Origin of the sequence: Ensifer sp. 4252 (genome assembly GCF_050434565.1) — a bacterium.
Classification (GTDB): domain Bacteria; phylum Pseudomonadota; class Alphaproteobacteria; order Rhizobiales; family Rhizobiaceae; genus Ensifer.
In genome coordinates this window covers 67,404-93,105 of record NZ_JBNDIU010000014.1, presented here as the reverse complement: position 1 = coordinate 93,105, position 25,702 = coordinate 67,404, and the positions used below count along the sequence as shown (strand labels likewise).

The following is a 25,702-nucleotide window of genomic DNA, read 5'->3' as shown; positions in this document are numbered from 1 at the left end:
TTGCCTGATCATCATGAAGGGGATTGTTGTTTTGCGGCACGGCCTCTCCTTCATGCGTCGATCGATGGCTGCAGGATCACACTACGTCAATCAGGTAAACGGAAGCTAAAATGCAATTGAAGCGGGTGTGTTAACCGCGCAATCATTTCTACGTGCTATTCCTTGCGATGATCGGAAGCGTGTGCTCGGCTGTTGCGGCAACGCCCATCCGGCATCGGACGCACATTTCGTCGGATTGTTGTCAAAGGCAGATCGGGATGGCATCGGAAGGTCTCAGAGAACCGGGCGCGCACAAACCGTTCCTGTCGATGATCATGTCCTATGCCGCCTCGGGCGGCAGCCTCATCATTGGATCCGCTGCCCAGCTTCTGACGTTCGCGATCCTCGCGCGGTGGCTCGGCGTTCATGAGTTCAGTGTCTTCGTGGCGATCACTGCGGTCGCCAATATCGCCGTGCATCTCTGCGGGTTGGGGGCGATGGAGTGCCTCGTGCGCCGCGTCGCGCGCGACCGGAGCATGTACTCTCGTATGCTCGGTCATAACGTCATTTTGACCGGCATCAGCGGCACCCTTCTGGTTTTGCTTGGCGCGATTGCGCTTCCGTTCTTCTTCACTCTTTCCGCAGATCCGGTCACCAATATCGCCGTGATTACGCTGATGCTGACGACCAATGTCGTCTTCGTGCGCGTCATCGTGCTGACGGAGCAAATCTTTCTCGCTCACTCGAATTTCGCATCCGCCAACAAGGTTGTCGTCAGCTTTGCCATTGCTCGCACAATCGCCGCTGCGCTCGCCTGTATCGTCTTTGGAGTGGCGACCGTCGCCTCCTGGGCGGTCTGGCAATTCGCATGCCATGTACTTGTCGCGATCGGCTGCTGGTATGCCGTCAAGGGCCTTGGTCGGCCAACCTACGGCATCGTGCGCGAAGAACTGCCGCAGGGGCTCTATTTCAGCGTGCCCTTCATTCTGCGCGCGGTGCGCCAGAATGCCGACTTGCTCGTCCTGAGCCTCGTTGCCTCCGCAGAAGTGATGTCGAGCTACAGCGTCGCGCGGCGCATGCTGGAAAGCAGCTATCTCTCGGTCGAGGCGCTGAACCGGTTGATTTATCCCGGTTCGGCCAAGGCAACGGCCTCCGGCCTGCACCATGCCTTCGAGCGGGTACGCAAGGTGCTCGTTGCTGCCACCTCGATCAGTATTGCGGCGGCGATCGCGGTCTTCGTTCTTGCGCCGGTGCTGCCTTACCTCTTCGGCCGGGACTATGTCTCGCTGGTATCCTTCGTTCGAATTCTCTGCTGGGTCGTCGTGCCGATTGCCATGTGGTCGGTCGCAATGGAGGCGATGGGAGCATCCGGGCATCACCCGGCGCGTGCCTCTGTCATGGGCCTCGGCAGCGTACTCGGCGCGGCGTTGACGGCGTGGGCGACCTGGTATGCGCCGCCTGTGGGCACATTCATCTCCTTCTATGTGATCGAGATCGCCATGGTCATCGTATCCTGGAGTGTCTTCCTGCGCTTCGTCCGGCGCGACAGGGAGGGAGCGGTTGAGAACGTGGTCCCGGCGAGGATGGCACATGAAGGCTGAGCTGAGGGAACTGGAAACTGCCACAGCCATCGGGCGTCGCATGCCGCATCCGGGCAGCGTGAGACCCATGGAGCTAGGCGATGTCCCTGCGGTGAGCCGGCTCTTCAGCAAGATTTTCCGCAAGCGCGACATCGAGCCAAGCGATGATCTCCGGCAGTATCTTGAAGCGACCTTCTTCGGCAGTCCGCTCTACACTCCCGAGCATGGCAGTATCGTCTACGATGACGGCGACGGCACCATCGCGAGCGCGATCCTGGCGCTGCCGATGGAATTCTCCATCCACGGTCGCCATACCGTCGGCAAGCTTCTTTGTGCGTTCATGTCAGACGGAAAGGCGGGGGCCCTTGGTGCAGCATGTCTCGCTCGTACGATGCGTGCCGCGCGCCAGGACATGTGCTTCTCGGATAATTCGTCGCCGGTGAGTGCGGACCATTGGGTTGCCGGAGGCGGGGTAGTGCTCCCGATACAAAGCCTGGAGTGGCAGCGATCGTTTCGACCGGCGACCAGCAGCGCCATTCGTGCCAGCCGCCAATTTCCGGCACTGGGTTCGAAAATAGCGCTCGGTGTCCTTGGTGCATTCGATAAGATCCTGCGCCGGCGAAGACCATCTGTGAAACCCGCCCCGGCCTCAGGATGCACGACGAAGGTGATCGGGGCCAACGAGTTTCTCGAGTGTGCCCGACCAATGATGGAACGGTTTTCGGTCAGGCCCGTTTGGTCAACCGAAGAGTTCGATTGGCTCGTCGCGATCGCCGGCAAGAACCAAGGCCTCGGTGAAGTGCATTTCCGCCAAGTAACGGCGGATGGAAGAGCAATTGGTGTTTTCCTCTTTCTTGGCAAGGCGAACAGGACTGCGACGGTCCTGAATGTGCTTTGTCAACCGGGTCGGGAGTTTGAGGTGACGGCCGAGATGTTTGCCTGCCTCGACCGCGAAGGTTATGCCCAGGCCACAGGCGCTGCACAGCCCTTTCTGATGAATGCGATATCGCGCCAACGCTGGCTAACGTTCCGCCACCGGGGATATTTCTGCATGGTGACGCGCCATGGAGATCTCAAGGATGCGGCATTGCGCAACGACCTCTATATCGGCGGCCTGGCATCCGAAAGCTGGAGCCGGTTGCTGACGGATTTCTGAGCGTCAAGGTAAATGGCTACCTGGCCGATTAACGGAATTTTCACCGTACAACTCTAATTCTTCATTGGAGATACGAGACGCGCAAGCCGGCGATTTTTGCGTCTTGAAGCGGGCGTGAGGAATGCGGATGTATAGGCCGAACGAGCCCCGACAACAAAGGTCGCCTCAACCATCGCACGGTCAACGTGCGATGGTCGGCAGCGGTTCGTTGCTCAATCTTCTGCCGGCTGACGACGAGGATGCACTCCCACCTTTTGAAGAAAAGCAAGCGCCGCGAAGAGAGCCGGAAGTCCGGCCCTCCCAGGCAGTTCCCCGGGCGCAGGCAGAGAAGCAGCCGACGCCGCATGTCGGTGGCGCGTTCTTGCCGCGGCTTCACCTCGTCAGCCAGATCGGGGTAGACGACGTTATTCGCTGGCTGCGCGACGGTATGTTCTGGATTATCGCCGCAGTGACGATCTGTACATTTGCGGCCCTCGTTTATGCGATGACCGCGTCGCCTCGTTACACCGTCTACACGGATATCGTTGTCGATCCGTCCAATCTCAATGTCGTCAGCGACGATGTCTTTACAAGCAATCCGCAGCGTGACGCGCAACTGTTGGAAGTGGAGAGCAAACTCAGGATCCTGACGTCACGCAATGTGCTGGCGCGGGTGATCGATGAATTGCAACTCACGCGCGATCCAGAGTTCGTCAAGCCGGCATCCTTTGCATCGCTGCGCAATCTGTTTTCCTCGAAGCAGGAGCAGCAGGTAAACAATGAACTTGCTGCCATGCGCGCGCTTTCGGAGCGCGTCGAGGCGCGGCGGGAGGAGCGTTCTTTCGTCGTCGTCATGAAGGTTTGGAGTGAGGAGCCGGCAAAGGCCGTGACCCTCTCGAACGCAATCGTGGATGCTTTCGAGCAGGAGCTGTTTCAGTCGGCTGCGGACAGTGCCGGCCGTGTCGCCAAGAACCTGAACGCCCGGCTGGACGAATTGCGCCGCAACGTGACCGATGCCGAGCGGGCGGTGGAAGATTTCCGTCGGGTCAATGGCCTGCAGTCGACCAATGGTCAATTGGTCAGCAATCAGCTTTCCGGCGAACTCAACACCCAGGTCCTGGACGCACAGCAGCGCTTCATCCAGGCAGAGACACGCTACAACCAGATGAGTGCGGCAATCGCTCAAGGGAGAACCGCCAGCGCGTCGGAGTTTGAATCCGAAAACATGACGAACCTGCGCGGGCAGTACAACATGCTCCAGCAGCAGATCGCCTCGATGCTCCGGACTTTCGGCGAGCGGCATCCCCGCTTGGTGGCCGCCAGATCCGAGCGGACGACCCTCGAGGGCGCGCTTGCCGATGAGGCCCGCCGCATTCTGGAGCGCGCCAAGGCGGACATGGATCGCGAGCGGCAGGCGCTGGAGGCGCTACGCGGCAAGGCCAATACCGAAAAATCAAACGTCTTCACCGACAACGAGGCCCAGGTTCAGTTGCGCGATCTGGAGCGCGATGCCCGCGCCAAGGCTGCGATTTACGAGACGCATCTTGCGCGCGCCCAGCAAATCACCGAACAGCAGCAGATCGATACGACCAATGTGCGGGTGATCTCGCGGGCGCTGCCTCCCAACTCACGCACATGGCCGCCCCGTACGGTGATCCTGCTGATTGCCGGCGGCATGCTCGGCCTCTTCCTGGGCGTCTCGGCAGCGATCGCCCTCGGCTTGTGGAGATATATTCGCCGTCCGCAGCCGGCGACTGCCTGACGGGAGCGCGCCAATGACGAGCGCCGCCTATGCTGAAACCACTGCCGCCGAAACGCTGCGGCTGCGCATTGGCACCCTGCTGTTCATGGCCATTACGCTGTACTACTGGATACCGTTCCATTCTTTCGTCGATTTGACTACCGAGGCCCTGCTCGATCCGAATGCGGACAATTCCAGTCGCTTGAACCAGATGGTGGCCCTGCTGCTCGTTTCAGGTGCCTTCTGCTATGGACTCCTGCATCCGATGCGAAACGCGCTCTTGCAGCCGCGTTTGCTTCTTTCGATCCTGTTTCTATGGCTGCTGTTTGCCTGTCTTGTTTCGGCGCATCCTGCTTCCGGAATGAAGGCTTTGATCTTGACCACGTTGGTCGTTGTGAATGCCAGTGCCTACCTGCTGCTACCCCGTTCGGAACGGCATTTCGCCAAGATGCTCGGCATTGCGACGCTCGTCATGTTGGCGGTTGCCTATTACGGCATACTCTTCAGACCCCTGCTCTCCATTCATCAGGCCAACGAGGTGCTTGAGCCGATGCATGCCGGTTTATGGCGGGGCTTCTATCGGCACAAGAACGAAGCCGCGGTCGGCATGGTATTGGCATCATTCTACGGTCTTTTCGTCATGCATGCCTGGTCGCGGATCGTGGGGATTACAATTCTGGCATTGTCGTTCTTCTTCCTGATACACACGGGAGGAAAAACCTCGACTGCCATGTTGCCGGCGATCCTTCTGCTGGTGTGGGTTTTCGAACATGTGCGTTTTTTGCGGATACCGATCGCGATCGGCGGTGTTGCTCTGTTCAACCTGTTTGCCGTAGGTTCGGCAGTCATCCGCCCGGTTGGCGATTTCGTCACGTCACTGGGAATCGATGCCACTTTCACGAACCGCGCCGATGTATGGCGCTTCGCCTTTGCCGCGATCGCAGAGCACCCCATCGTCGGCCATGGTCTAAAGGCCTTTTGGCAGACTGAGGAAGTGGTCTTCAGCGGCGGCAACATCGAGACCTGGGCGGCGCGGGCGGCCCATTCGCACAATTCCTATCTCGAGACCCTGCTGATAATTGGCCTTCCCGGCCTGCTGCTGACATTGTTGTGGTTGGTCATAACGCCGCTCTATCACATTTCCCGCATTCCCGCCGTCAGTGAGCATTCGCCCCTCACACGCCTTTTTCTCCGCGTCTGGCTTTACGCGCTGTACACTGCCGGTCTCGAAAACCTGTTCTTTGATGGGCCGAACCTGCTTTGGTTCGCATTGCTCTTTGCGATTTGCGGGCTGCGGCTGCAATCGTCTGCCGCGTTGACGACAGTGCCTCGCGCGGGGACACAAAGGATGGTTGTGCATGCATAGTGTCTCCCAAACGCTTCTGAAGGTTGACGGCCTTGTCGACCGGTTGGCAAATCGCCTGATCTGGCGCTTTGCTGCGAAGAAGCTCGCCGTTGCAACCGACGTTCCGCTCGTTTCGTTCACCTTCGACGATGTGCCTGACAGCGCCTTGCATCAGGGTGCCGAAATCCTTGAACGGCACGGCGTTCGCGGCACATTCTACATTGCCGGGGGGCTCGAAGGGCGGATCGAGCCGGATCGAACCTTGATCAGCGCAGCGGGCTGTGAGGCGCTCTCGAAGCGCGAACACGAAGTCGGCTGCCACACCTTCAGCCATGCGAAGATAAGGCGCCTGGTTGCAGGCGCGCTTGCGCGCGACCTCGACCGAAATGCGGACTATCTGGCAGCCAGTGGCGTGGCAGAGCCGGCAAGAAACTTTGCCTTTCCCTACAACGCCGCCTGGCCGATGGCGCGCAAGGAACTGGGGCGGCGCTACCGCACGTGCAGGGCCGCAGGGGAGGCGATCAACCGCGGTGCGGTCGATCCGCTGATGTTGAAGGCGGTCGAGATCCGCCAGCCCGAGGCGCACGCGCTTGCGCTGACCCGCTGGATCGATGATCTCGTCGCGCAGCCGGGATGGCTGGTCTTTTTCACGCACGACATCGCGCCGCGATCGACGCCTTATGGCTGTACGCCGGAGACGTTCGAAAAGCTCGTGCGATATGCGGTCGAGAAGGGATGCACCGTCCTGCCGGTCGACAGGGCACTCGACCGGCTTGGCGGATGAGGAGAGCGATGTGCCCAACACGGTAGCTGCCGGCAAGCGACTTCTCGCCATCAACAACTACTTCTATCGGCGCGGCGGCGCCGAGGCGGTGTTCTTCGACCATATGAAGATGTTCGCCGATATCGGCTGGGATGTCGTGCCCTTTGCCATGGAGCACGAGGACAATGAACGCTCCGAATGGTCCGAGTACTTCGTCTCCGAAATCGAATTTGGTCGGCAAACGAACTTTCTGCGGAAAATAGAGCAGGCGGCAAGCGTGATCTATTCGCGCGAAGGGCAGCGCAACATCGCCAGGCTGATCGACCGGGCACGTCCGTCGGTTGCCCATGCGCACAACGTCTATCACCACCTGTCGCCGGCGATCTTTTCGACGTTGAAGGCAGTGGGCGTGCCGGTTGTCATGACGGCTCATGACCTCAAACTTGCCTGTCCTTCCTACAAGATGCTGCGCGATGGCAATATCTGCGAGGACTGTCGCGGCGGACGGGTCTACAACGTCCTGCGCCACCGCTGCGTCAAGGGTTCGGCGATATTGAGCGGTGTCGTGCTGGCAGAAACGGTGCTGCATCGTACGCTGGGGCTCTATCGCAACAAGGTCGACCGGATCGTCGTTCCGAGCCGGTTCTACGTGGAGAAGCTCGTCGAATGGGGCTGGCCGCGTGAGCAGATGGTGCACATTCCGAACTTCGTGGACGTGGACGATTACAGCAGCACCTGGGACGAGGGCGACTACTTCGTTTTCGCAGGCCGGCTTGCGCCCGAAAAGGGCATCGCCACGCTGATCAAGGCGGCGGCACTCTCGAAACAGCGGTTGGTCGTCGCCGGCACCGGCCCGGAAGAGGCATCGCTACGTCGGCTCGCGAGCGAGCTCAATGCAGACGTGACGTTTGCCGGATATCTCTCAGGCGAGAGTCTTCACAGGTTGATCGGATCATCCAGGGCGCTCGTGCTGCCGTCGGAATGGTACGAAAACGCGCCCATCAGTTTGCTGGAAGCTTATGCTCTGGGACGGCCGGTGGTCGGTTCAGCCGTCGGAGGCATTCCGGAAATGATCCAGGTCGGGGAAACGGGCACGACGGCAACGTCGGGAGACGCCGAGGATCTGGCAAGGGTGCTGGCCGACATGACGGCCCTCGGGCCGACAGCGCGCGCCCGTATGGGCGCTGCCGGCAGGGCGTGGATATCCAGAGATTTCTCCGCCGATGCTTATCGCGACAGAACGCTTGATCTCTATGCCGCGCTTGGGGCGACCTAGTTGGGCAGATTTATCCTTGCGCCATTAACCAAGACTTGCGAATATACTTACCGCGACATTAATTTTGTTCGTTTGTTGATCGAATTATTAGATGTATAACGATTTATTTACGGTTTTGTTAAGTATTGTAAACGTAAATGGCCCTGGGTGCGCAATCCTTGAGGCCACGCCATGGGCAGGAAGTCAGGAGTCTCGCAAGTTGGTCGTCGGCAACAGCCGTCGGTCTCCACTGAGATTGTACAATCGGGAATATTGGACGGCGTCGACGGAAAGGGTGGTACCGCCCAGCGTGGAGTCTACCTCGTGCAAAGTTATCGCGAGTTGACAGGCAAGGATCGACGACACAGCGCCCGGACCGGACGGCGGCGCGTGATGATGCTGGGCCTGCGCGGAATTCCGGATGTGCAGGGTGGCATCGAAAAGCATGTCGAGATTCTTGCCGGCAAGCTCACGAAGCATGGCTGGGACGTCGACGTGATAGGACGCCGCCGATATCTTCCTGCGTCTGTCCCCTTTAGCTGGAACGGTATTCGCGTCTTGCCTTTCTGGGCGCCGCGCCGAATGGCGCTGGAAGCCATCGTTCACACGTTCATCGGTGTTTGCTACGCAGGCTGGCAGCGTCCTGATGTGCTGCATATCCATGCGATAGGGCCTGCGCTTTTTGTACCGCTTGCGAGAATGCTTGGCCTGAAGGTGGTCGTCACCCATCATGGCTATGACTACGACCGGCAAAAATGGGGTGCCCTTGCCAAGGGCACGCTGAAGCTCGGCGAACGACTGGGCATGCGCTTTGCAAGCGGGCGGATCGCCATTTCGAAGGATATCGCCGAGACGATGGGCGCGCGGCACAAGGTGTCCATGGCCCTTGTGCCCAACGGGGTGTCGGTCACGGCGGCCAAGGGCGAGACCGGCATTCTTGCCGAGTTCGGCCTTGCGCCACGGCGGTACATCCTGCTTGCCGCACGGGTCGTGCCCGAGAAGCGCCAGCTCGATCTGATCCGCGCCTATGCCAAATGCTCCAGCCAGGATTTCAGGTTGGTGCTGGCCGGCGGTGCAGAATTCGAGACGCCCTACACCGAGGAGGTGAGAAGGCTGGCAGGTGACGTCGGAGGTGTGGTTCTAGCGGGCTTCCAATCCGGTGACCGGCTGGCGGAGCTATTCGCCAATGCGGCGCTTTTCGTTCTGCCTTCCAGCCACGAGGGCATGCCGATCGCCCTGCTGGAGGCCATGGCCTATGGCTTGCCGGTTCTTGCGAGCGATATCGTTGCCAATGTCGAGCTTGGCCTTGCAAGCGACGAATATTTCCCGCTTGGCGATGTCGAGGCGCTGGCATCGGCCATGACGGCGAAGCTTGGCAATCCGCCCAGTGAAAGCGAGATGCGCGCCCGTGCGGCGCACGCCGAAGCCGCCTATAGCTGGACAAGCGTGGCGGAAAAGACCGTCGCGGTGTATAGCGCGTTGGTGGCAAAGTAGATCGCGCGCAATTGCACGCGACATCCCTGTTGCCGTCGGGCTGATGATTGCCGTGTTGTGTGCGGCGCGGAGAAACAAAAACAGTATGAATATCAAACGCACCGCAGGGCTGTCTGCCTGGCTCATATTCGCCGTGATCGCCTATTCGACCCTCTCGCCACTCGATCTGCGCCCGCGCATGGGCACGTTCGTGCATGTTGAGCGGTTCGGCGCGTTCGGGCTGATGGGGCTGCTCTTTGCAATTGCCTATCCCCGGCGGCTCCTGCTTGTCCTTGGGCTCGTTTTGGCCACCGCCATCGGGTTCGAATTGCTGCAGGTGGTGTCGGCGGACCGTCACGCCCGGATCGGGGACCTCGCCATCAAATTGCTTGGCGGCGCATGCGGCGTCGCTTCGGGTTGGGTCCTTATCCGCTATCGGTCGCGTCTGCTGCAATTGCTGGTGCAAATAAACCAAAACGCAAAGTATCGCGGGTAGAACTGGCTGCGCCGGGACGCTTGGCTAGACGCTCCGGTGATTTTGGAGGCGCGCTTGTCAGTATCCGTCATCATCAAGACGCTGAATGAAGAGAAGCGAATAGCGGCCACGATTGAAAGTGCGCTTGCAGCGCTCGGCGAGACAGGTGGCGAAGTCATCGTTGCCGACAGTGGCTCATCCGATCGAACGGTCGAGATTGCCGCCCGGTATCCCGTCGTCATCGCGCAGATCAGCCCGCCGGCGCGGCCAAGCTGCGGCATTGGCCCGCAACTCGGCTTTCAGTATTCCAAAGGGGATCATCTCTGTCTGCTCGACGGCGACATGCTGCTCGACCGTGATTTTCTCGCCGTCGCCGTGGCGTTCCTCGCCGACAATCCTGAGGCTGCCGGCGTTACCGGCCATGTCCAGGAGATGCTCACGTCCAATCTCGAGTTCTCGCGTCGCGTCAATCGCAACTCGCCGGAAAATCGGATCGGATCGATCGACCGAATGAACGGCGGTGGGCTCTACCGGCGCGATGCGATCGAAGCGGTTGTTTACCTCTCTGATCGCAACCTGCATGGATACGAAGAATTCGATCTCGGCATCCGGCTGCGAAGCGCCGGATGGGGGTTGCATCGCCTTGACCGGCGTTTTGTCCAGCACTTCGGACATACGCTCAATTCCTATCGCCTGCTGGTTCGGCGCTGGAAAAGCAAATATCTCTTCGGTATCGGCGAACTTCTGCGCGCGTCGCTCGGTCGGCCCTATTTCTTTCAGCTGTTGCGCGAACTGCCCGAGCTGAAGCTCTGGTGCCTCGTCTATCTGTGGTGGGCGCTCTCGCTCTGCGTGCTTTTGTTCTCGCCGAGCTTGGCTTTTGGCCTGGGCATCGTCTTCGCGGTCCTTGCCGCAGTCATCGTGTTGATGAGCATTCGCAAAGGCAGCCTGAACATGGGGCTGTACACGGTCGTCGCGTGGTTCTTCCACGCTGCTGCGTTGCCCGTCGGCTTTTTCAGGCGTCGGCGAAAGCCGGAGGCCCCGATCGAGAGCAGGTTGCTTGGAGCGGTAGCGTGATGCGCCAGCGATGCCTGGCTGCGGTGCTGGCCTTTGCGGTGATGTGCGTGCCTGCGCGCGCCACGGATCAATGGGTTCCGGTGAAGGAGATCTCTCTCGAATTGCGACCAGGCAGCCCGCTCGATTTTTCGTCCATCCTGCCGAACGGCCCGATCGATCGCGCTCATAAACTGGTTGTCGGCAAGGCCGGGCGCCTCGCCTATGCCAAAGCGCCGGATAAGCCGGTCAGGATGTTGTGCGCCTCGCTTGCCTGGAGCCCCGCATCCGGCGGCTTCCCCGATCACGAGGGCGCGGACCGTTATGCGCGCCAGTTGGCGATGCATGGCTACAACATCGCGCGCCTGCATTTCGTCGACGCGAGCCTGATGTTCGGGCGTGATCGGGATTTCGATTTCGACCCGGAAACGCTCGACCGGATCCAGTACCTGCTTGCGGCTCTGAAGCGCAACGGGATCCGTTGGATTATCGACGGCCTGTCGTCGCCGCGTGGCGCCTATGGCGGTTTCGATGACCGCTGGGACACCGGCGGCGATGTGAAACTCATGCTTCACCTGGATGATCGGACCTTTGAGCATTGGAAGCGGTTGCAGCAGGCGGTCCTCGGCCGCGTTAACCCTTATACGGGCGAAGCTCCGATCCGCGACGAAGCCCTGGCCCTGGTCATTCTTGCCAATGAGAATGGCCTGGAGTTCGAGGCGGTGGTTCACGATCGGCCCGGTCGGGCGCCCTATGACGACAGATTGGTTCAGCCGTTCAATCTCTGGCTGAAGAAGCGTTACGGCACGACGGTGGGCCTGACGAAGGTCTGGGGCGCGCTTGATTCCGGGGAAGTGCTTGAAACAGGCGGGATCAGGTTGCCTCAGGACCGCTATATCGACAGCCCGCGTCTGCGCGATCTTCAGGCGTTCTTCGTCGAAACCGAGCGTGCCTCCACCGCGCGCATGAGCAAGGTTCTGCGCGACCTTGGCTACACGGGCCTGATCACCAACTACAACAACTGGCCCTCGAGCCAGATGGCTCTCAGCAGGCGCGATCTCCAAGTCGTCACGGCGAACACTTACCACGATTGGGTCGGCGGCTACACGCCGGGCAGCGAACTTCTTCAAACCAGCTCAATCGCCGACAGCGTCAACTATATCAGGATGATCGCGGCATCGCGCTGGCTCGGAAAGCCGTTTGTCGTCAGCGAATACGATCACCTGTTCTGGAACCGCTACCGCTACGAAGGTGGCCTTGCCATGCCGGCCTATGCCGCCCTTCAGGGTTGGGACGCCCTTTGCCGCCACGGCCATGGGCCGATCGCGCTCGCCTATGGGGAGCCGTTTCCGCATAAGCGAGCGATGCTGCCCTACGCGATCGCCCTCGATCCGGTTGCGCGGGCGGGCGAAACCTTGGCCGCCTTGCTCTATCGGCGCGGCGATGTTGCAACCTCGGATGTGACGATCCCGTTTTCCGTGCGCGGCGAGAAGGATCTGACCGACGACATGCAGGCGCGTGAGCCGGAATCTCTGACCGATCTTGCCCTGGTCGGTCGTATCGGTCTGGAACGCGCCGAGCGATTGGGTGATGCGATCGCGGTTGCTCAGCCACGGCAGGAAAGCAGCGACAATGTGCTGGCGCTGTTGCGGGCGAGCGGCACGTTGAAACCAGACAATGGAACGACCGTCGACGCCGGCATCTATCAAAGCAGCACCGGCGAAATCGTCCTCGATCGTTTCGCCGGTCAGCTGCGTGTTACGACACCGGCAACGGAAGCGATGGCGTTTGCGTCCCTGCGCGAGCCGGTCGACCTCGGTGTGCTGCGGGTGGAGCGCGCCGACGGCAGCGGTCTTGTCGCGCTCTCGACGCTCGATGTTCCGGAAACCCTGTCCGACAGCCGGCGTTTCCTGCTGATCTTTGCAACCGATGCCCGGAATACGGATATGACGTTCCGTGACAATGACGAGAAGGTCATTGAGAGTTTTGGCCGGTTGCCGGTGCTGATCCGCCGGGGGACTGTCGATCTCTCCCTGTCGAGGACGGCGGCCAAGTGGCGCATTTCACCGGTGGGTCTTGACGGAACAGTTCACCCACCGGTCGTCGATGGCGCCGGTGCGGTTGCATTTCGCCTGAGCAACGATGCCCCGTCCGGCCCGACGACCTACTTCCTGCTGGAGCTGCAGTAGACCACGTTCGGCGAACAAGTCGGCTACACGGATCAATGATTGGCCATGATCTCCGCCTATAGTCATCCTTTCCAACCATGGGAGGATGCGATGAGAACTTGGGAAGCGATGCACCCAGGCGCGCGCTGGATAGCGCCTGAAACGGATTTGCGCACCGTGGCAAGGATCATGCGTGACGAAGACATCGGTGCTCTGCCGGTCGGCGAAAACGATCGCCTCATCGGCATGGTGACGGACAGGGACATTGCGTTGCGGGGATGGGCGAACGGGCACGACGCTGCATTACTGACCGCGCGTGACGTCATGACGAAGGATATCGTCTACTGCCGCACCAGCGAAACGATCGAGGACGCTGTTCGCCTGATGGAGAGCAAGAAGGTACGGCGCCTGCCGGTGATCGATGACGAAAAGCGTATGGTCGGCATGTTGTCGCTCGGCGATGTTTCCCATGCCAGCAGCCGTGAATTGACGACCGGATTGGTCAAGGCCGTCACCGCCCATCACGCATGAAGTACGACTGTCCGTTTGGGTATTGCCCTCGCCGGGTGACGGCGAGGGCGGAGATTTTCTAGGCCTGAGGCGGTGTCATCCGCTGGCGAAAAACGTCAGAAGCGGTAGGTGATACCTGTGCCGATCAGCCAGGGATCGAGCTTGACCTTGCCCGTCACCGTGCCGGCGCCCGGCAGGGTTGCGTTGACTTCCGGTTCGAGGAACAGTTTCTTCACGTCGAAGTTGATCCCCCAGTGATCGTCGAGTTTGATATCGACACCGGCCTGCAGGGCAACCCCAAAGGTGTTCTTGAGGTTGAAGCTGGAGAAGTCGCCCTTAGCCTTTTCATTGTAGAAGATGGTGTAGTTCACGCCGGCGCCGACATAGGGCTTGATCGTGTCCGTGAGATTGACGTGGTACTGCAGCGTCAGCGTCGGCGGCAGCAGCCAGGCCTTGCCGATCTCGCCGAGGCCGGCGATCGAACCGCTTCCTCTTGCCGTGTGCGGGGTCGTGCCCAGGATCAGTTCCGCCGCAATATTGTCGGTGAAGAAGTAGGTGATATCGAGTTCCGGCACGACGGAATTGCTGACGCCGACTTTTTCGCCATCCAGCGACGCGCCGTTCAGCTGAAGCGATGCCTTGTCCTCGGGCAGGACGGCAAGCGCGCGGGCGCGGATCATCCACGGGCTCTGCTCGCTCGCAGCCGGCAGCTGAGCGGCGGTCTCGCTCGGCTCGGTAAAGTCCGCGGCTTGAGCCGCAGTGGCCGAGGCCGCCAGCAAAACGAGCGCGGCGGCGGTTGGCAGGATGGAGCGAGTAGACATGATTCCGGACCCCCAGAAGAAGTTGAAAATTGCCATTCAGGGCATGTGGCAGCAGGGAATTTGCGGCCGGCGGCACTATGGGCAACTCCGCTCGACGAGGGGTTGTTCTAGATCAAGGTGATTTGTTCGCCGACGCGGTGATGGCCAGCGGCAGATTCGGGGATGGCCGAGGCCCTGCCCGAAACCCTCAGGCCGGCATGCGCGGAATGCTGGCAAGCAACCGTTGCGTATAGGGATGCTGGGGCGCCGTCAGGATATCGCGCGTCTTGCCGCTCTCGACCACCTGTCCCTTTTCTAGGATGACGATCTCTTCGCAGAGCGATGCGACGACGCCGAGGTCGTGTGAAACGAACACCAGTGTCAGCGTCGCCGAAAGGGTCTTGAACAGTTCGACGATCCGGATGCGGGTCGACAGGTCGAGTGCGCTGACGGCTTCGTCGGCGAGAATGATCTGTGGACGGGCGACGATCGCACGCGCGATCGCGATGCGCTGGCGCTGGCCGCCGGAAAATTCGTGCGGGTAGCGCTGCATGGCGTCGAGGGGCAGACCCACGGCCTCCAGCGCCTGTGCCACCGCGTCCTTACGCGGACCGGCGATGCGCAGCGATTGCAGCGGCTCGGCGATGATGTCGAGCACCTTCTGGCGAGGATCGAGCGACGAATAGGGATCCTGGAAGACCGGCTGCACCGCGCGTCGGTAGCGACGCATGAAGGCGCCGTCGGCTGGGTCGAGTGCTTCATCGCCGAAGCGGATCGTGCCGCGCGTGGGGCGCTCGAGACCGAGCAGCAGCCGCAGCAGCGTGGTCTTGCCCGAACCAGACTCGCCGACGAGGCCGACGCTCGCACCGGCACACACGCTGAACGACACGTCGCTCAAAACCTTGCGGTGGCGGGAATAGCCGAAGTCCACATTCTGCAGGTCCAGCATCATGATCCCGTCCGTCCAAGGGCTTCATCGAACATGCGCGCGGCATCGACGAGCGTCTGCGTGTAATCGTGCGACGGGTTGGAGAACACGTCGATAACGGCGCCTTCTTCAAGCGCGATGCCGTCGCGCAGTACCATCACGCGCTCCACTACCTCGGCCACAACAGGCAGGTCGTGGCTGATGAAGAGCAGCGCCATTCCCGTTTCACGCACCAGCCCGTCGAGCAGCTTGAGGATTTCGGCCTGAGTGGTGACGTCGAGTGCCGTCGTCGGTTCGTCGGCGATCAGAAGTTTTGGGCGGCAGGCAAGCGCCATCGCAATCGCAACGCGCTGGCGCTGGCCGCCCGACACTTCGTGCGGATAGGCGTTGGCAATGCGTTGCGGCAGGGCTACCTTGTCGAGCAGGTCAAGCACTTCGCGGGTGACCGCTGCCCGTGGCGCACGTCCCTGTTCGCGCGCGAGCCGCCGGCGGACGGGCTCGGCGATTTGCTTGCCGATCTTCATCAGGGGATCGAGTGCTGTCAGCGGCTCCTGGAAGACGACGGCGGTTGCGACGCCGCGCAGCCGGTTCAGGTGCTTGTCTTCAGTTCCGACCACTTCCTGACCATCGAGCATGATCGAGCCGGTAACAGAGATGTCTGCGGGCAACAGGCCGGTAATGGCCATTGCGGTCATGGACTTGCCCGAGCCGGATTCCCCGATCAGCCCCATTCGCTCGCCGGCGCCGATCGAGAACGACAGGTCCGAAACCAATGCCTTGCCACCGGCACGGACGGTCAGGCCCTGAACGGAAAGCAAGGCGCTCATCGTGATCTCCCGCGCGTCGGGTCGCCGACGTCCCGCAGTCCGTCGGCAAGCAGGTTCATGCCGATGACGAGTGCAACAAGGGCAATGCCGGGCGCAATCGCGCCGACGGGGGCGGTATAGACCGTGCCCTGTGCCTCTTGCAGCAGCCTGCCCCAGGATGCGTTCGGCGGCGGTGCGCCCAGGCCCAGATAAGAGAGGGACGCCTCTGCGATCACCGCAAGGCCGAATTGCAGGGCGAAGTTGACCGAGAGCGTCGGCCAGATGTTGGGCAGCACATGGCGTATGACCACACCCGGCCACGAGGTGCCGGAGGTCCGGGATGCGATGATGTAGTCCTGGCGCAACACGCGCTTTGCCAGGATCCGCGTCAGGCGGGCGACGATCGCCGAAATCGCCAGGCCGAGTGCCAGGATCGCCGACCACAGGCTGGCGCTGTCGCTGGCAGCGACCACCAGCATCGCCAGCAGCAGCGTCGGGAACGCGATCAGGATATCGAGGGTGGCGGCCATGACATCATCGAGCAGGCGCGTGGTGAAGGCGGCGAGAATGCCGAGCGTCACGCCGATAGAGGCGCCGATCGCAACCGCGCCGGTGCCGACGATCAACGCGGTGCGCGCGCCGATCATGATTTGCGTCAGGTAGTCACGGCCAAGCCGATCCGTTCCGACCCAATGCAGCCACGACGGCGCTTCGAGGCGGCCACCGGAGGCATTGAGCGGATCGTAGGGTGTCCAACACAGGGTGAGGATTGCGACCGCGATATTGAGGCCGACAAGGGCAAGCCCGATGGAAAGCGACAGCGAATGTCTGCGGGCCGGCCGATCCGTCGAAAGGTCCAGCGTGGTCATGTTGCCGCTCCTGTCACCCGTTCGCGCAAGCGGGGATCGATCAGCCGCTGAAGCAGATCGGCGGCAAAGCCGATCAGCAGCACCAGCAGGGTCGAGATGAACAACACGCCCTGCACATTGGGGTAATCGCGTTGCTCGATCGCCAACAGCAACATCGAGCCGAGGCCGGGCAGGGCGAACACCCGTTCGACCACGACGGCACCAAGCAGGGTCGTTGCAAGCTCGATCCCCAGGATAGAGATGATCGGCACGGCGCCATTTCGAATGCCATGCCGGATCAGCGCCTGCGGGAAGCTGGCGCCGAGCGCACGCGCGGTTCGCAGGTAGTCGCTGCCCAGGACATCTTGTGTTGCGGATCGGATGTAGCGGATCAACGAAGCGGCCATGACCAGCCCAATCGTCAGCACCGGCAGCGCGAGGGCATAGAGGACCTGACCTTCGTTCTGCCAGCCGCGACGGGGATAGCCGCCCGAGGGAAAGAGCCGAAGGTTGACCGCAAAGACGGTGACAAGCAGGATTCCGACCCAGAAGACGGGAATGGCGATGCCAAGCTGTGACACGGTCGAAATGGTCGCACCGTACCAGCGATTGGCCTTGACCGCCGAGAGGATACCCAGCGGAACGGCGATGACGATCGCGAGCGCAAAGCCGAGAAGCGCCAGCGGCACCGTCACGGTGAGGCGAGCGGCGATTTCCTCGACAACGGGCTTGCCGCTGACGAAGGACGTGCCGAGATCGAACCGGGCGAGGCTGCCGACGAAGCGCAGGAACTGCTCCCAGAGCGGCAGGTTGGAACCGACCTGTACGCGCGCTGCCTCGATCTGCTGCTGATCGGCGCCGACGGAAAGCAGGGCGTTTGCCGGGTCGCCAGGCAGCAGGCGCAGCAGCACAAACAGCACCACCGCGGCAATCAGCAGCGACAGGATCAGGATGGCGAAGCGGCGCAAAATATAGGCGAGAATGGTAGGCTTCCTTTCGTCCGACGGGTGTAGCACCCGGGGCGGGAGCGCTGGCTTTTGCACAAAATCACCGGGGAGGCTACTGCATAATCCCTCAAATCCTCATCGATTTCAGGGGAGCTATGCAGCCCGTTTCGAACACTGCAGCGCCCTTGCGCGCCACGGCGGGCATGCGGCGCTGCCGCACGCGCGGTTGAAAATCATCCGACGTTGCGTTGCCGATGCGCTGAAACGCCGTCAGCCGCAACCACAAAGGAGCCCCAACTCGCTCTGGGGCCCCCTTCGTTTGAACGTGATCACGACGGATCGTTTGGGAAAAGAGAGATCAGTTCCCGCTCTTCTTGATGTTGTAGGCGAAGAATTGCGAGTTCAGGCCGTTGACGGGGTAACCGGTGACGGCCGAGCTCGACACCACGATCTGCGGATAGAGATAGAGCCAGTTGCTGGCGGCGTCCTCGGCGATGATGCGGTTTGCCTCCGTCACCTTGGCCGTCTGCTCGTCGGTGTTGGCGGCCGCTTCCGATTCCTTGATCAGGTCGACGACGTCAGGGTTGTTGTATCCCCAGTAGAAGTCGGGATTGCCGTAGAACACGATATCGCGGTGATTGACGTGTTCCTGCAGCGTCGCCTGGAAGTCATGCGCCTTGTAGACCTTGGTGTACCACTCGTTGGCGGTGATGATGTTGATCTCGACCTTGATGCCGACCTTTGCCAGTTCGCTCTGCAGGAACTGAGCGACGATCGGATGCGGGTCGTAGTTCGGCGTGTCGAGCTTGAACGAGATGCCATCGGCAAAGCCAGCTTCCTTCAAAAGCGCCTTGGCGCTTTCGACGTCATAGGCATCGACGCCAGTCAGGTCGACGTACCACGGATCGGTCGGCGGCACGAAGGAACCGATCAGCGTGCCGTACTCCCCCCAGATCGACTGCAGCAGCTTCTTGTCGTCGATCGCGCGGGCGATGGCTTTGCGGACCTTGACGTTGTTGAAGGGCTCGACCCTGTCGTTGAACGCCAGAAGCTCCTTGGTGGTCGACTGGCCGGCGGTCACCGTGAAATCAGGATTGTCCTTGAACTGGGCGATCGAATCCGGGCTCTGGACGCTGGTGATGACATCGACGGCGCCGGTCAGGAGCGCATTGTTCAGCGCAGTGGCATCGGTGAAGTACTGGAAGACGACTTCGCCGTTGGTCGGGGCTGTGCCCCAGTACTTGTCGTTGCGGGTGAGCGCCAGCGACGAGCCGCGGCGCCATTCGTCCAGACGGTAGGGGCCTGTGCCGTCTTCGCTGGCGTTCAGATCCTTCGCCGCGTCGTTGACGATCCAGACGTAGCTGAGGTTATAGGGCAGCGAGATGGAGCGGGCGGAGAGCTTGACCACCACCGTCTGATCGTCGGGGGTCTGGATCTCGCTGATCGTCGCCAGGCTTTTCTTGCGCGAGCTTTTGGAATCGGGTGCGACAACGCGCTCGATGCTGTGCTTCACGTCCTTAGCTGTCAGCGGGTCGCCGGAGTGGAAGGTCACGTTCGGCCGGAGCTTGAAGGTATAGGTGAGGCCGTCTTCGCTGACCGTCTGTTCGGCAACGAGACCGGGAGCGACGCCGCCGGCATCGGTCAGTGTGAACAGGGCCTCGTAGACGTTGCCGTTGAAGGCTTCATTGATGCCCTGGCCAGCACCGGCGGTGTTGTCGAGGTTCTGCGGCTCATAGAGCGAACCGATGACGACGGAGGCATCCGGATCGAAGTTTGTGTCCTGCGCGAGCGCTGCCGTGCTCGTCGACAGAACCATGGCGAAAGCTGCGGAGGCAAGGATCGAACGCCTGCCTTTCCGGCCCAGCCCTGAAAGTCCGCCCAAATCGATCATGTTGCCAGTCATTTCCCTAACTCCTGCATATATGCTCATCGCGCGATTTCGCGCTTGCCATCCGAATGTACACATCGGGTGGTTGCGATACATCATACAAATTCCCTAGTAATTTAGTGGGAATTTTGGTTCGTTTTGTCGCGCTAAGTTGGAATTTGCACCCGCGACCGGCACTGGTAAGCGAAGGGCGTTCCTAAAATTGAAGCGCCGTGCTCTTTCGGGTCAGCGCTGTGCGTATCGCCGCGACCAGCGCCCCGGAATCATCAGAACCAGGACGCACAACAGACCGGCCAGGATTGCCGGCGCCCAGAGCGAGAGCTGTCCGAACCGATACTCGAGAATGGCGCCGACGATGGCGCCGCCGAGCATCCCGATCCAGGGGACGATCTGGATCGTCCATTGCATGTTGCCCGTGCCGATGATCCATCGGCCCAAGCCACGGCCGAAGCGGGATAGGGCGCCCGTGACATAGGTAAGGCCGATCGGCAGGCCCTCGATGTGCTCGACGGAGGCGTTCACGACGCCCATGGCGAGGACGATGAGATAGAAGCGCAGCACGTTCGGCAGGTGGTCGCCACCGGCGGCTGCAAGGGCGAGGATGAGGGTGACGCAGCAAAGAACGCCACCCGCACGAAACCGACTTGCAACGATCGTTCCCATGGCGTTGCCGACGACGAAGACCGCGAGCGATCCGAGAAGGATGAGCGACCGCAGGAAGTTGCCTTCGGCAACGGCCGTTGCGGCCCGCGTCGTGTTGCCGCTCATGAAGGAGACGAAGTCGCCGACCGTCAGCAGGCCGATGGCGTCGGTCATTCCGGCCAGAAAGGAAATGAGCGCGACCACGAGAAGCGCGGTCCCGGTTCGCTGGCGCCGCACGATCCGGCGCCTCCGCTGAAACGTCATGATGGTATCCTGTAGCGTTTTGCAGGGCCGCTAAGTGATGTCGTGAGCAGAGGGCATTTGACCGCTTCGCTCTATTGTCAGCATTTTCAAACTGAGCGAGTGAACGCGAGTCGGTGGCCGCTTGTCCACAGTCCACGGTCTGATTGGATCACAATTTCATCCTGAGCCGGCAAAAGGATTCGACAGTTGCGATATTCTGATATATCGCATGATTAATCGTTTAATCACCGATAGCGGAAACCACGGCCTTGGCGCGTTCCGGACCAAAACTGACGAGGATTGCCAGAACACTGGGCGTCTCCGCGGCGACGGTTTCCAACGCGCTCTCCGGCAAGGGGCGTGTCTCCGCCGAAATGGCCGAGAAGATCCGGGCGACGGCTGCCGAACTCGGTTATGTGCCGAGCCTTGCGGGCAGGGCACTGCGCACCGGCCGCACCGCCGTCCTCGGGCTCGTGCTTCCTGATATCGCCAATCCGCTCTTTCCGCAGATCGCACAGGCAATCGAACTGGCCGCGTCTTCGGCTGGCTACGGCGTGCTCATCGCCGACTCCCGCGGTGACGTCACCACCCAGACCAAGGCCATCGAACGGCTGATCGATCGCGACGTCGACGGCATGGTGATCGTGCCGCGGCGGGGGACGCGTATCGCCGATGTCGGCTGTCCGGTGGCCGTCATCGATACGCCGTCGACACCCGGCAACACGGTTGCTGCCGACCATTGGGGCGGGGGCCGGCAGATCGCCGAACACCTGAAGGCGCTCGGGCACCGGCGTGTGCTCGTCATCGGCAACAATCCAGCCTCCAACGTGCAGAACGATCGCATCGGCGGCATTCGCTCGGCGCTTGCCGAGAGCGCATTCGTCGAAACCCTGTGGATCGAACCGCTCGAGCGCGAGCAGGGCAAAGGCTGTCCGCTCGGGCTTGCCGGGAAGGTGGCGGAGGGCTTCACCGCCTTTGCCTGCGTCTCCGATCTTCATGCGCTGCGGGCACTGACCGAGCTGCAGCGGGCCGGCATCAACGTGCCGGAAAAAGCAAGCGTCACCGGCTTCGACGATCTCATCTGGTCGCCGGTGGTAACCCCGGCGTTGACGACGGCGCGCATGGACATGACGCGGATCGCCGCGATTGCCGTCGAAGCACTAGTGAAGGCGATCGGCGAGCGCGACCCGGCCGCTGCGGGCATAGGTGCGCCGGTGACTGCCGACAACGCCGAAGTGCCGATGCAACTGGTCGTGCGGCAATCGAGTGCCGAGCCGCCCAGAACACAGTTCCATCCTGCCAGTACGATTGCCAACGTCAGAACCCCAGCCCCAGTCAGAAACACGGCCCCAGAAGGAGAACACCAGCCATGAAGAAGATCCTGCTCGCTTCCAGCGCGCTTTTGCTCGTCGGCGCGCATGCCGCTTCCGCCCAGGAAAAGACGCTGACCATTTCCGTCTACGGTTTTGCCCAGGACGCTTTCAAGGAACTGGTCTACACGCCGTTCGAAGCCAAGTGTGGCTGCAAGCTGGTGGTGGAGACCGGCAACAGCGTCGAACGTCTGGCCAAGATGGAAGCCAACAAGGCAAGCCCGGTCGTCGACATGGCGGTCGTCTCCATGGCTGATGCGCTCTCGGCCTCGCGGGCCGGCCTGATCGAGAAGATCGACAACACGAAGCTGTCGAACTTCAACAAGCTCTACGACCTCGCTAAGGATCCGAACGGCGATGGCATGAGCGTCGGCTACACCTTCTACGCAACGTCGATCGTCTACCGTTCCGACAAGATGGAAGTGAATTCCTGGGCCGATCTGCTCGACGAGAAGAACGCCAGCCACGTCGCCTTCCCAAACGTCACCACCAACCAGGGCCCGCCGGCGCTCTACATGGTCGGTGAGGCGATCGGCAAGAATACGCCGGATCTGAAAGAAGCAATCGCCGCCGTCGGCGCGAAGAAGGACGACATCGTCACCTTCTATGTCAAGTCTTCGCAGCTGGTGCAACTGATGCAGCAGGAAGAAATCTGGGCCGCTCCGATCGGCCGTTTCTCCTGGGAAGGGTTCACCAAGCTTGGCCTGCCGATCAAGTGGGCGACGCCGAAGGAAGGTCAGACCGGCGGCATGAACGTCATGGTTCTGACCAAGGGGGCGAAGAACCAGGATCTGGCACTGGAGTTCATGGACTTCTGGCTTTCGACCGAAATCCAGACGGCACTTGCCGAAAAGCTGGTCGACAGCCCGGCCAATAAGGACGTGAAGGTCGCGCCGGAAATCGCTGAAAACCTCACCTACGGCGAGGAAACCGTGAAGAGTCTGAAGCTCATTCCGTCGGCAATCGCGCTCGACAACCGCGAGGCCTGGCTTTCCGAGTGGAACGCCCAGGTCGGCCAGTAACACCACCCACACAAGCCCTCATCCCCAAGGGTGGGGGCAGTTCTGTGGGTCGTCCGGCGAAATGAGCCGCGCCCACAAAAAATGAACGCGACGAAAGGAAGACGAGGGATGTTTCAGAACCGCGCCGAGGCATTGGCGCTCGCTTTACCGGCGGCGGTCTTTGCGGCGATCGTCTTTCTGGCGCCCGTCGTCATTCTGCTCGCCGAAGGTTTTCGCAACGCCGACAGCTGGTCGCTTGCCGCCTATGTCGATTTTTTCACCGACCCGCTGAACCGCACCGTCTTCCTGCGCACGTTCCGCCTCGGGCTGATGGTGACGGCCGTCTCTGCCGTGATCGGCTATGCTGCGGCCTTTGCGATCGTCAATCTTTCCCCGCGCAACAAGGGCCAGATGATCGGCCTCGTCGTGCTGCCGCTGATGATTTCGTCGGTCGCCCGCACCTATGCCTGGATCGTCATTCTCGGCCGCACCGGCATCGTCAACCAGGCGCTCCAGCTCATCGGCCTTTCGGACGAACCGATCCGCTTCCTCTTCACCGAGACAGCGGTGTTCATCGGCCTGCTTCAGCTTTTCCTGCCGCTGATGATCCTGTCGCTGATCAGCGCGCTCGAGAACATGCCGAAGGACGCCATACCGGCGGCGCGCGTGCTGGGCGCCAACTGGTTCCAGGTGTTCTGGAAGGTCATCCTTCCGCTCACCAAGGAAGGTCTCGTCATTGGCGGAACGCTGGTCTTCACCGGTTCGCTGACCGCCTATATCACCCCTGCAATCCTCGGCGGCTCCAAGGTGCTGATGCTCGAGACGCTGCTCTACCAGCGCGTCACCGTCGCCAATGATTTCGTCTCGGCGAGCGTCATTGCCTTCATCCTGATCGTCATGAGCTTTGCCGCCAATCTACTCCTGAAACGGCTCGCCACCGCGAGGAACAAGCGATGACCCCCCGCATCTTTTCTCCCCTTGTCTTGTTTCTGGTCGTCGCCTTCCTGATCGGGCCGTTCTTCATCATCGTCGCGGCATCGCTGTCGGGTGGCGAGACCCTGGCCTTTCCGCCACAGGGATTCTCGCTGAAATGGGTCGCCAAGGTCTTCACCGTCGAAAGCTTCCGTGAAAGCTTCGCCGTGTCGATGTTCCTCGCCATCGGCGGTACCGCAATGGCGCTGGTGCTCGGCATCCCGGCGTCCTACGCGCTTTCGCGGTACAAGCTGCCCTTCGGCGAAACCATCCGCACGATCGTGTCGTTGCCGATCATCGTGCCGGGCATCATCGTCGGCCTGGCGCTGCTGCGCTATATCGTCGTGCCGTTCGGCTTCAACATCACGCTGGCGCTCTTCCTTGCGCATACCGCGCTGGTGCTGCCCTATGCCGTGCGCGTCGTGTCGGCCAGCCTCAACAATCTGCGCTCCGATATCGAGGAGGCAGCGGTCCTGCTCGGCTCCTCGCGCGCCGGCGCCTTCTTCCGGGTGGTGATGCCGAATATCCGTAGCGGCATTCTCGCCGCCTTCATTCTCGGCTTCGTGACGAGCTTCAACCAGGTGCCGGTCTCGCTGTTCCTGTCCGGCCCGGGCGTGCGCACGCTGCCGATCGACATGCTCTCCTATATGGAGATCACTTATGACCCGTCGGTTGCGGCCCTTTCGGCGCTGCTTGCCTTCATGTCCATCGGCATCGTTTTCCTTGCCGAACGCTTCCTAGGATTTTCCCGCTATGTCTGACGCTCCCTTCCTCAGCCTCGAAAAACTCACGCTAGCCTACGGCGATACCGTCGCGGTGAAGGATCTCGACCTGTCGATCCGCAAGGGCGAACTGGTGGCGTTCCTAGGGCCGTCCGGCTGCGGTAAGACGACGACGATGCGCTCGATCGCCGGATTGCTGACACCGGCGTCTGGCCGCATCAGCCTCGACGGTGCCGACATCACCCGGGTTTCCGCCAACAAGCGGTCAGTCGGGCTCGTCTTCCAGTCCTATGCGCTCTTTCCGCATCTGTCGGTTTTCGAGAACGTCGCTTTCGGCCTGCGCCTGAAGAAGCTGCCGGCAAGCGACATCGAGACGCGCGTGACGGCCGGCCTCAAATCCGTGGGTCTGTCGAAGTTCGCCGCGCGCAAACCGGCCGAGCTTTCCGGCGGCCAGCAGCAGCGCGTGGCGCTTGCCCGCTCGATGGTGATGGAACCCAAGGTCCTGCTGCTCGACGAACCGCTGTCGAACCTCGATGCGCGGCTTCGCCTGGAGATGCGCACCGAGTTGCAGCGCGTGCAGAAGGAAACCGGCGTGACGATGATCTTCGTCACCCATGATCAGGGCGAGGCGCTGTCGCTTGCCGACCGGATCGTGGTGATGCTGAACGGCGCGATCGAGCAGATCGGCACGCCGGAGGATATCTACAACCGCCCGGTTTCCCGCTTCGTTGCCGACTTCGTCGGCTTCGAGAACATTTTCGCTGCCGAAGGCGGCAAGCTCAAAGCCGCCAACGGCCCGATCTCCCTTTCCGAATCCCTGCCGCCTGACACGGCAGGGCTTGCGTGGCGTCCGCGCATGGTGACCCTTGGTTCAGGTCCTTTCCAAGGCACTGTGCGCGGAGCCTCTTTCTCCGGCAGCACGCGCGAATACCTGCTCGACACACCGCTCGGCGCCATCAAGGCCGAGGAAGACGCTGGCCTTGCCGCGCATCAGCCGGGCACGCAGCTTACCTTCGATCTGCCGGTCGCCAAGGCGGCGCGGCTTGAGCGATTCGGGTAAC

23 protein-coding genes are annotated in these 25,702 nt (G+C 61.4%); 16 read left to right on the top strand and 7 right to left on the bottom strand.

The genetic code is table 11. The features are described from left to right. Positions 1-257: 257 nt before the first annotated feature. The 11 genes from ABIE33_RS23075 (at position 258) to ABIE33_RS23025 (ending at position 13,495) form a co-directional block, all read left to right on the top strand. Positions 258-1,580, top strand: a complete 1,323-nt coding sequence (locus tag ABIE33_RS23075) for a lipopolysaccharide biosynthesis protein (RefSeq protein ID WP_429129948.1) — start codon at positions 258-260, stop codon at positions 1,578-1,580. After that, positions 1,570-2,715, top strand: coding sequence for a GNAT family N-acetyltransferase (locus ABIE33_RS23070; RefSeq protein ID WP_429129945.1), 1,146 nt, complete (start codon positions 1,570-1,572; stop codon positions 2,713-2,715). The genes ABIE33_RS23075 and ABIE33_RS23070 overlap by 11 nt, the downstream gene beginning before the upstream one ends. Positions 2,716-2,842: 127 nt before the next feature. Further along, the gene (locus tag ABIE33_RS23065) at positions 2,843-4,456 is read left to right on the top strand and encodes a GumC family protein (RefSeq protein WP_429129942.1); all 1,614 of its coding nucleotides are present in this window, start codon (positions 2,843-2,845) and stop codon (positions 4,454-4,456) included. Between the two features lie 13 nt (positions 4,457-4,469). Next, positions 4,470-5,801 (top strand): O-antigen ligase family protein, encoded by a 1,332-nt coding sequence (locus tag ABIE33_RS23060; RefSeq protein ID WP_429129940.1) that lies wholly within the window; start codon positions 4,470-4,472, stop codon positions 5,799-5,801. Beyond that, positions 5,794-6,564: a polysaccharide deacetylase family protein gene (locus ABIE33_RS23055; RefSeq protein WP_429129937.1), complete on the top strand. Its 771-nt coding sequence runs from the start codon at positions 5,794-5,796 to the stop codon at positions 6,562-6,564. The genes ABIE33_RS23060 and ABIE33_RS23055 overlap by 8 nt, the downstream gene beginning before the upstream one ends. A gap of 10 nt (positions 6,565-6,574) precedes the next feature. Further along, a complete protein-coding gene (locus tag ABIE33_RS23050) occupies positions 6,575-7,819 on the top strand; it encodes a glycosyltransferase family 4 protein (protein ID WP_429129934.1) in 1,245 nt (414 codons plus the stop codon). Positions 7,820-8,191: 372 nt separating this feature from the next. After that, positions 8,192-9,292, top strand: a complete 1,101-nt coding sequence (locus tag ABIE33_RS23045; RefSeq protein WP_429130152.1) for a glycosyltransferase family 4 protein — start codon at positions 8,192-8,194, stop codon at positions 9,290-9,292. Between the two features lie 85 nt (positions 9,293-9,377). Continuing rightward, positions 9,378-9,767, top strand: coding sequence for a VanZ family protein (locus ABIE33_RS23040; RefSeq protein ID WP_429129931.1), 390 nt, complete (start codon positions 9,378-9,380; stop codon positions 9,765-9,767). 54 nt (positions 9,768-9,821) lie between these two features. Beyond that, positions 9,822-10,820: a glycosyltransferase gene (locus tag ABIE33_RS23035; RefSeq protein ID WP_429129929.1), complete on the top strand. Its 999-nt coding sequence runs from the start codon at positions 9,822-9,824 to the stop codon at positions 10,818-10,820. Next, the gene (locus ABIE33_RS23030) at positions 10,820-12,985 is read left to right on the top strand and encodes a glycoside hydrolase (protein WP_429130150.1); all 2,166 of its coding nucleotides are present in this window, start codon (positions 10,820-10,822) and stop codon (positions 12,983-12,985) included. The genes ABIE33_RS23035 and ABIE33_RS23030 overlap by 1 nt, the downstream gene beginning before the upstream one ends. A 90-nt stretch (positions 12,986-13,075) precedes the next feature. Then, positions 13,076-13,495, top strand: a complete 420-nt coding sequence (locus ABIE33_RS23025) for a CBS domain-containing protein (protein WP_429129926.1) — start codon at positions 13,076-13,078, stop codon at positions 13,493-13,495. 95 nt (positions 13,496-13,590) lie between these two features. Here ABIE33_RS23025 and ABIE33_RS23020 read toward each other — a convergent pair whose 3' ends face one another. The 7 genes from ABIE33_RS23020 to ABIE33_RS22990 all read right to left on the bottom strand — a co-directional run bounded on the left by ABIE33_RS23020 (position 13,591) and on the right by ABIE33_RS22990 (position 20,597). Next, the gene (locus ABIE33_RS23020; RefSeq protein ID WP_429129924.1) at positions 13,591-14,295 is read right to left on the bottom strand and encodes an OmpW/AlkL family protein; all 705 of its coding nucleotides are present in this window, start codon (positions 14,293-14,295) and stop codon (positions 13,591-13,593) included. Between the two features lie 187 nt (positions 14,296-14,482). After that, positions 14,483-15,229, bottom strand: a complete 747-nt coding sequence (locus ABIE33_RS23015; RefSeq protein ID WP_429130148.1) for an ABC transporter ATP-binding protein — start codon at positions 15,227-15,229, stop codon at positions 14,483-14,485. Then, positions 15,223-16,029, bottom strand: coding sequence for an ATP-binding cassette domain-containing protein (locus tag ABIE33_RS23010; protein WP_429129921.1), 807 nt, complete (start codon positions 16,027-16,029; stop codon positions 15,223-15,225). Before ABIE33_RS23010 ends, ABIE33_RS23015 begins: the two co-directional genes overlap by 7 nt. Then, positions 16,026-16,877, bottom strand: a complete 852-nt coding sequence (locus tag ABIE33_RS23005; RefSeq protein ID WP_429129918.1) for an ABC transporter permease — start codon at positions 16,875-16,877, stop codon at positions 16,026-16,028. The genes ABIE33_RS23010 and ABIE33_RS23005 overlap by 4 nt, the downstream gene beginning before the upstream one ends. Next, positions 16,874-17,827 (bottom strand): ABC transporter permease, encoded by a 954-nt coding sequence (locus ABIE33_RS23000; RefSeq protein WP_429130145.1) that lies wholly within the window; start codon positions 17,825-17,827, stop codon positions 16,874-16,876. Before ABIE33_RS23000 ends, ABIE33_RS23005 begins: the two co-directional genes overlap by 4 nt. 334 nt (positions 17,828-18,161) lie before the next feature. Further along, entirely contained in the window at positions 18,162-19,619 is a 1,458-nt protein-coding gene (locus ABIE33_RS22995) for an ABC transporter substrate-binding protein (RefSeq protein WP_429130142.1), read from the bottom strand. Positions 19,620-19,916: 297 nt separating this feature from the next. Then, positions 19,917-20,597: a YoaK family protein gene (locus ABIE33_RS22990; protein ID WP_429129916.1), complete on the bottom strand. Its 681-nt coding sequence runs from the start codon at positions 20,595-20,597 to the stop codon at positions 19,917-19,919. Positions 20,598-20,845: 248 nt separating this feature from the next. Here ABIE33_RS22990 and ABIE33_RS22985 point away from each other — a divergent pair, with 248 nt between their 5' ends. The 5 genes from ABIE33_RS22985 to ABIE33_RS22965 all read left to right on the top strand — a co-directional run bounded on the left by ABIE33_RS22985 (position 20,846) and on the right by ABIE33_RS22965 (position 25,701). Further along, a complete protein-coding gene (locus ABIE33_RS22985) occupies positions 20,846-21,949 on the top strand; it encodes a LacI family DNA-binding transcriptional regulator (protein ID WP_429129914.1) in 1,104 nt (367 codons plus the stop codon). Continuing rightward, positions 21,946-22,968 (top strand): ABC transporter substrate-binding protein, encoded by a 1,023-nt coding sequence (locus tag ABIE33_RS22980; protein WP_429129912.1) that lies wholly within the window; start codon positions 21,946-21,948, stop codon positions 22,966-22,968. Before ABIE33_RS22985 ends, ABIE33_RS22980 begins: the two co-directional genes overlap by 4 nt. Positions 22,969-23,076: 108 nt before the next feature. After that, the gene (locus tag ABIE33_RS22975; RefSeq protein ID WP_429129910.1) at positions 23,077-23,904 is read left to right on the top strand and encodes an ABC transporter permease; all 828 of its coding nucleotides are present in this window, start codon (positions 23,077-23,079) and stop codon (positions 23,902-23,904) included. After that, entirely contained in the window at positions 23,901-24,680 is a 780-nt protein-coding gene (locus ABIE33_RS22970) for an ABC transporter permease (RefSeq protein WP_173423083.1), read from the top strand. Before ABIE33_RS22975 ends, ABIE33_RS22970 begins: the two co-directional genes overlap by 4 nt. After that, positions 24,673-25,701, top strand: coding sequence for an ABC transporter ATP-binding protein (locus ABIE33_RS22965; protein ID WP_429129906.1), 1,029 nt, complete (start codon positions 24,673-24,675; stop codon positions 25,699-25,701). Before ABIE33_RS22970 ends, ABIE33_RS22965 begins: the two co-directional genes overlap by 8 nt. Position 25,702: the final 1 nt, after the last annotated feature.

Excerpts from the sequence above, each read along its gene's own strand:
- ABIE33_RS23010 (WP_429129921.1), bottom strand. The coding sequence starts at position 16,029 with ATGAGCGCCTTGCTTTCCGTTCAGGGCCTGACCGTCCGTGCCGGTGGC.
- ABIE33_RS22990 (WP_429129916.1), bottom strand. The coding sequence starts at position 20,597 with ATGACGTTTCAGCGGAGGCGCCGGATCGTGCGGCGCCAGCGAACCGGG.
- ABIE33_RS22970 (WP_173423083.1), top strand. The coding sequence starts at position 23,901 with ATGACCCCCCGCATCTTTTCTCCCCTTGTCTTGTTTCTGGTCGTCGCC.
- ABIE33_RS23060 (WP_429129940.1), top strand. The coding sequence starts at position 4,470 with ATGACGAGCGCCGCCTATGCTGAAACCACTGCCGCCGAAACGCTGCGG.
- ABIE33_RS23065 (WP_429129942.1), top strand. The coding sequence starts at position 2,843 with ATGTATAGGCCGAACGAGCCCCGACAACAAAGGTCGCCTCAACCATCG.
- ABIE33_RS23075 (WP_429129948.1), top strand. The coding sequence starts at position 258 with ATGGCATCGGAAGGTCTCAGAGAACCGGGCGCGCACAAACCGTTCCTG.
- ABIE33_RS23040 (WP_429129931.1), top strand. The coding sequence starts at position 9,378 with ATGAATATCAAACGCACCGCAGGGCTGTCTGCCTGGCTCATATTCGCC.
- ABIE33_RS22995 (WP_429130142.1), bottom strand. The coding sequence starts at position 19,619 with ATGGTTCTGTCGACGAGCACGGCAGCGCTCGCGCAGGACACAAACTTC.
- ABIE33_RS22965 (WP_429129906.1), top strand. The coding sequence starts at position 24,673 with ATGTCTGACGCTCCCTTCCTCAGCCTCGAAAAACTCACGCTAGCCTAC.
- ABIE33_RS23055 (WP_429129937.1), top strand. The coding sequence starts at position 5,794 with ATGCATAGTGTCTCCCAAACGCTTCTGAAGGTTGACGGCCTTGTCGAC.
- ABIE33_RS23045 (WP_429130152.1), top strand. The coding sequence starts at position 8,192 with ATGATGCTGGGCCTGCGCGGAATTCCGGATGTGCAGGGTGGCATCGAA.
- ABIE33_RS22980 (WP_429129912.1), top strand. The coding sequence starts at position 21,946 with ATGAAGAAGATCCTGCTCGCTTCCAGCGCGCTTTTGCTCGTCGGCGCG.
- ABIE33_RS23030 (WP_429130150.1), top strand. The coding sequence starts at position 10,820 with ATGCGCCAGCGATGCCTGGCTGCGGTGCTGGCCTTTGCGGTGATGTGC.
- ABIE33_RS23020 (WP_429129924.1), bottom strand. The coding sequence starts at position 14,295 with ATGTCTACTCGCTCCATCCTGCCAACCGCCGCCGCGCTCGTTTTGCTG.
- ABIE33_RS23005 (WP_429129918.1), bottom strand. The coding sequence starts at position 16,877 with ATGACCACGCTGGACCTTTCGACGGATCGGCCGGCCCGCAGACATTCG.
- ABIE33_RS22975 (WP_429129910.1), top strand. The coding sequence starts at position 23,077 with ATGTTTCAGAACCGCGCCGAGGCATTGGCGCTCGCTTTACCGGCGGCG.
- ABIE33_RS23025 (WP_429129926.1), top strand. The coding sequence starts at position 13,076 with ATGAGAACTTGGGAAGCGATGCACCCAGGCGCGCGCTGGATAGCGCCT.
- ABIE33_RS23070 (WP_429129945.1), top strand. The coding sequence starts at position 1,570 with ATGAAGGCTGAGCTGAGGGAACTGGAAACTGCCACAGCCATCGGGCGT.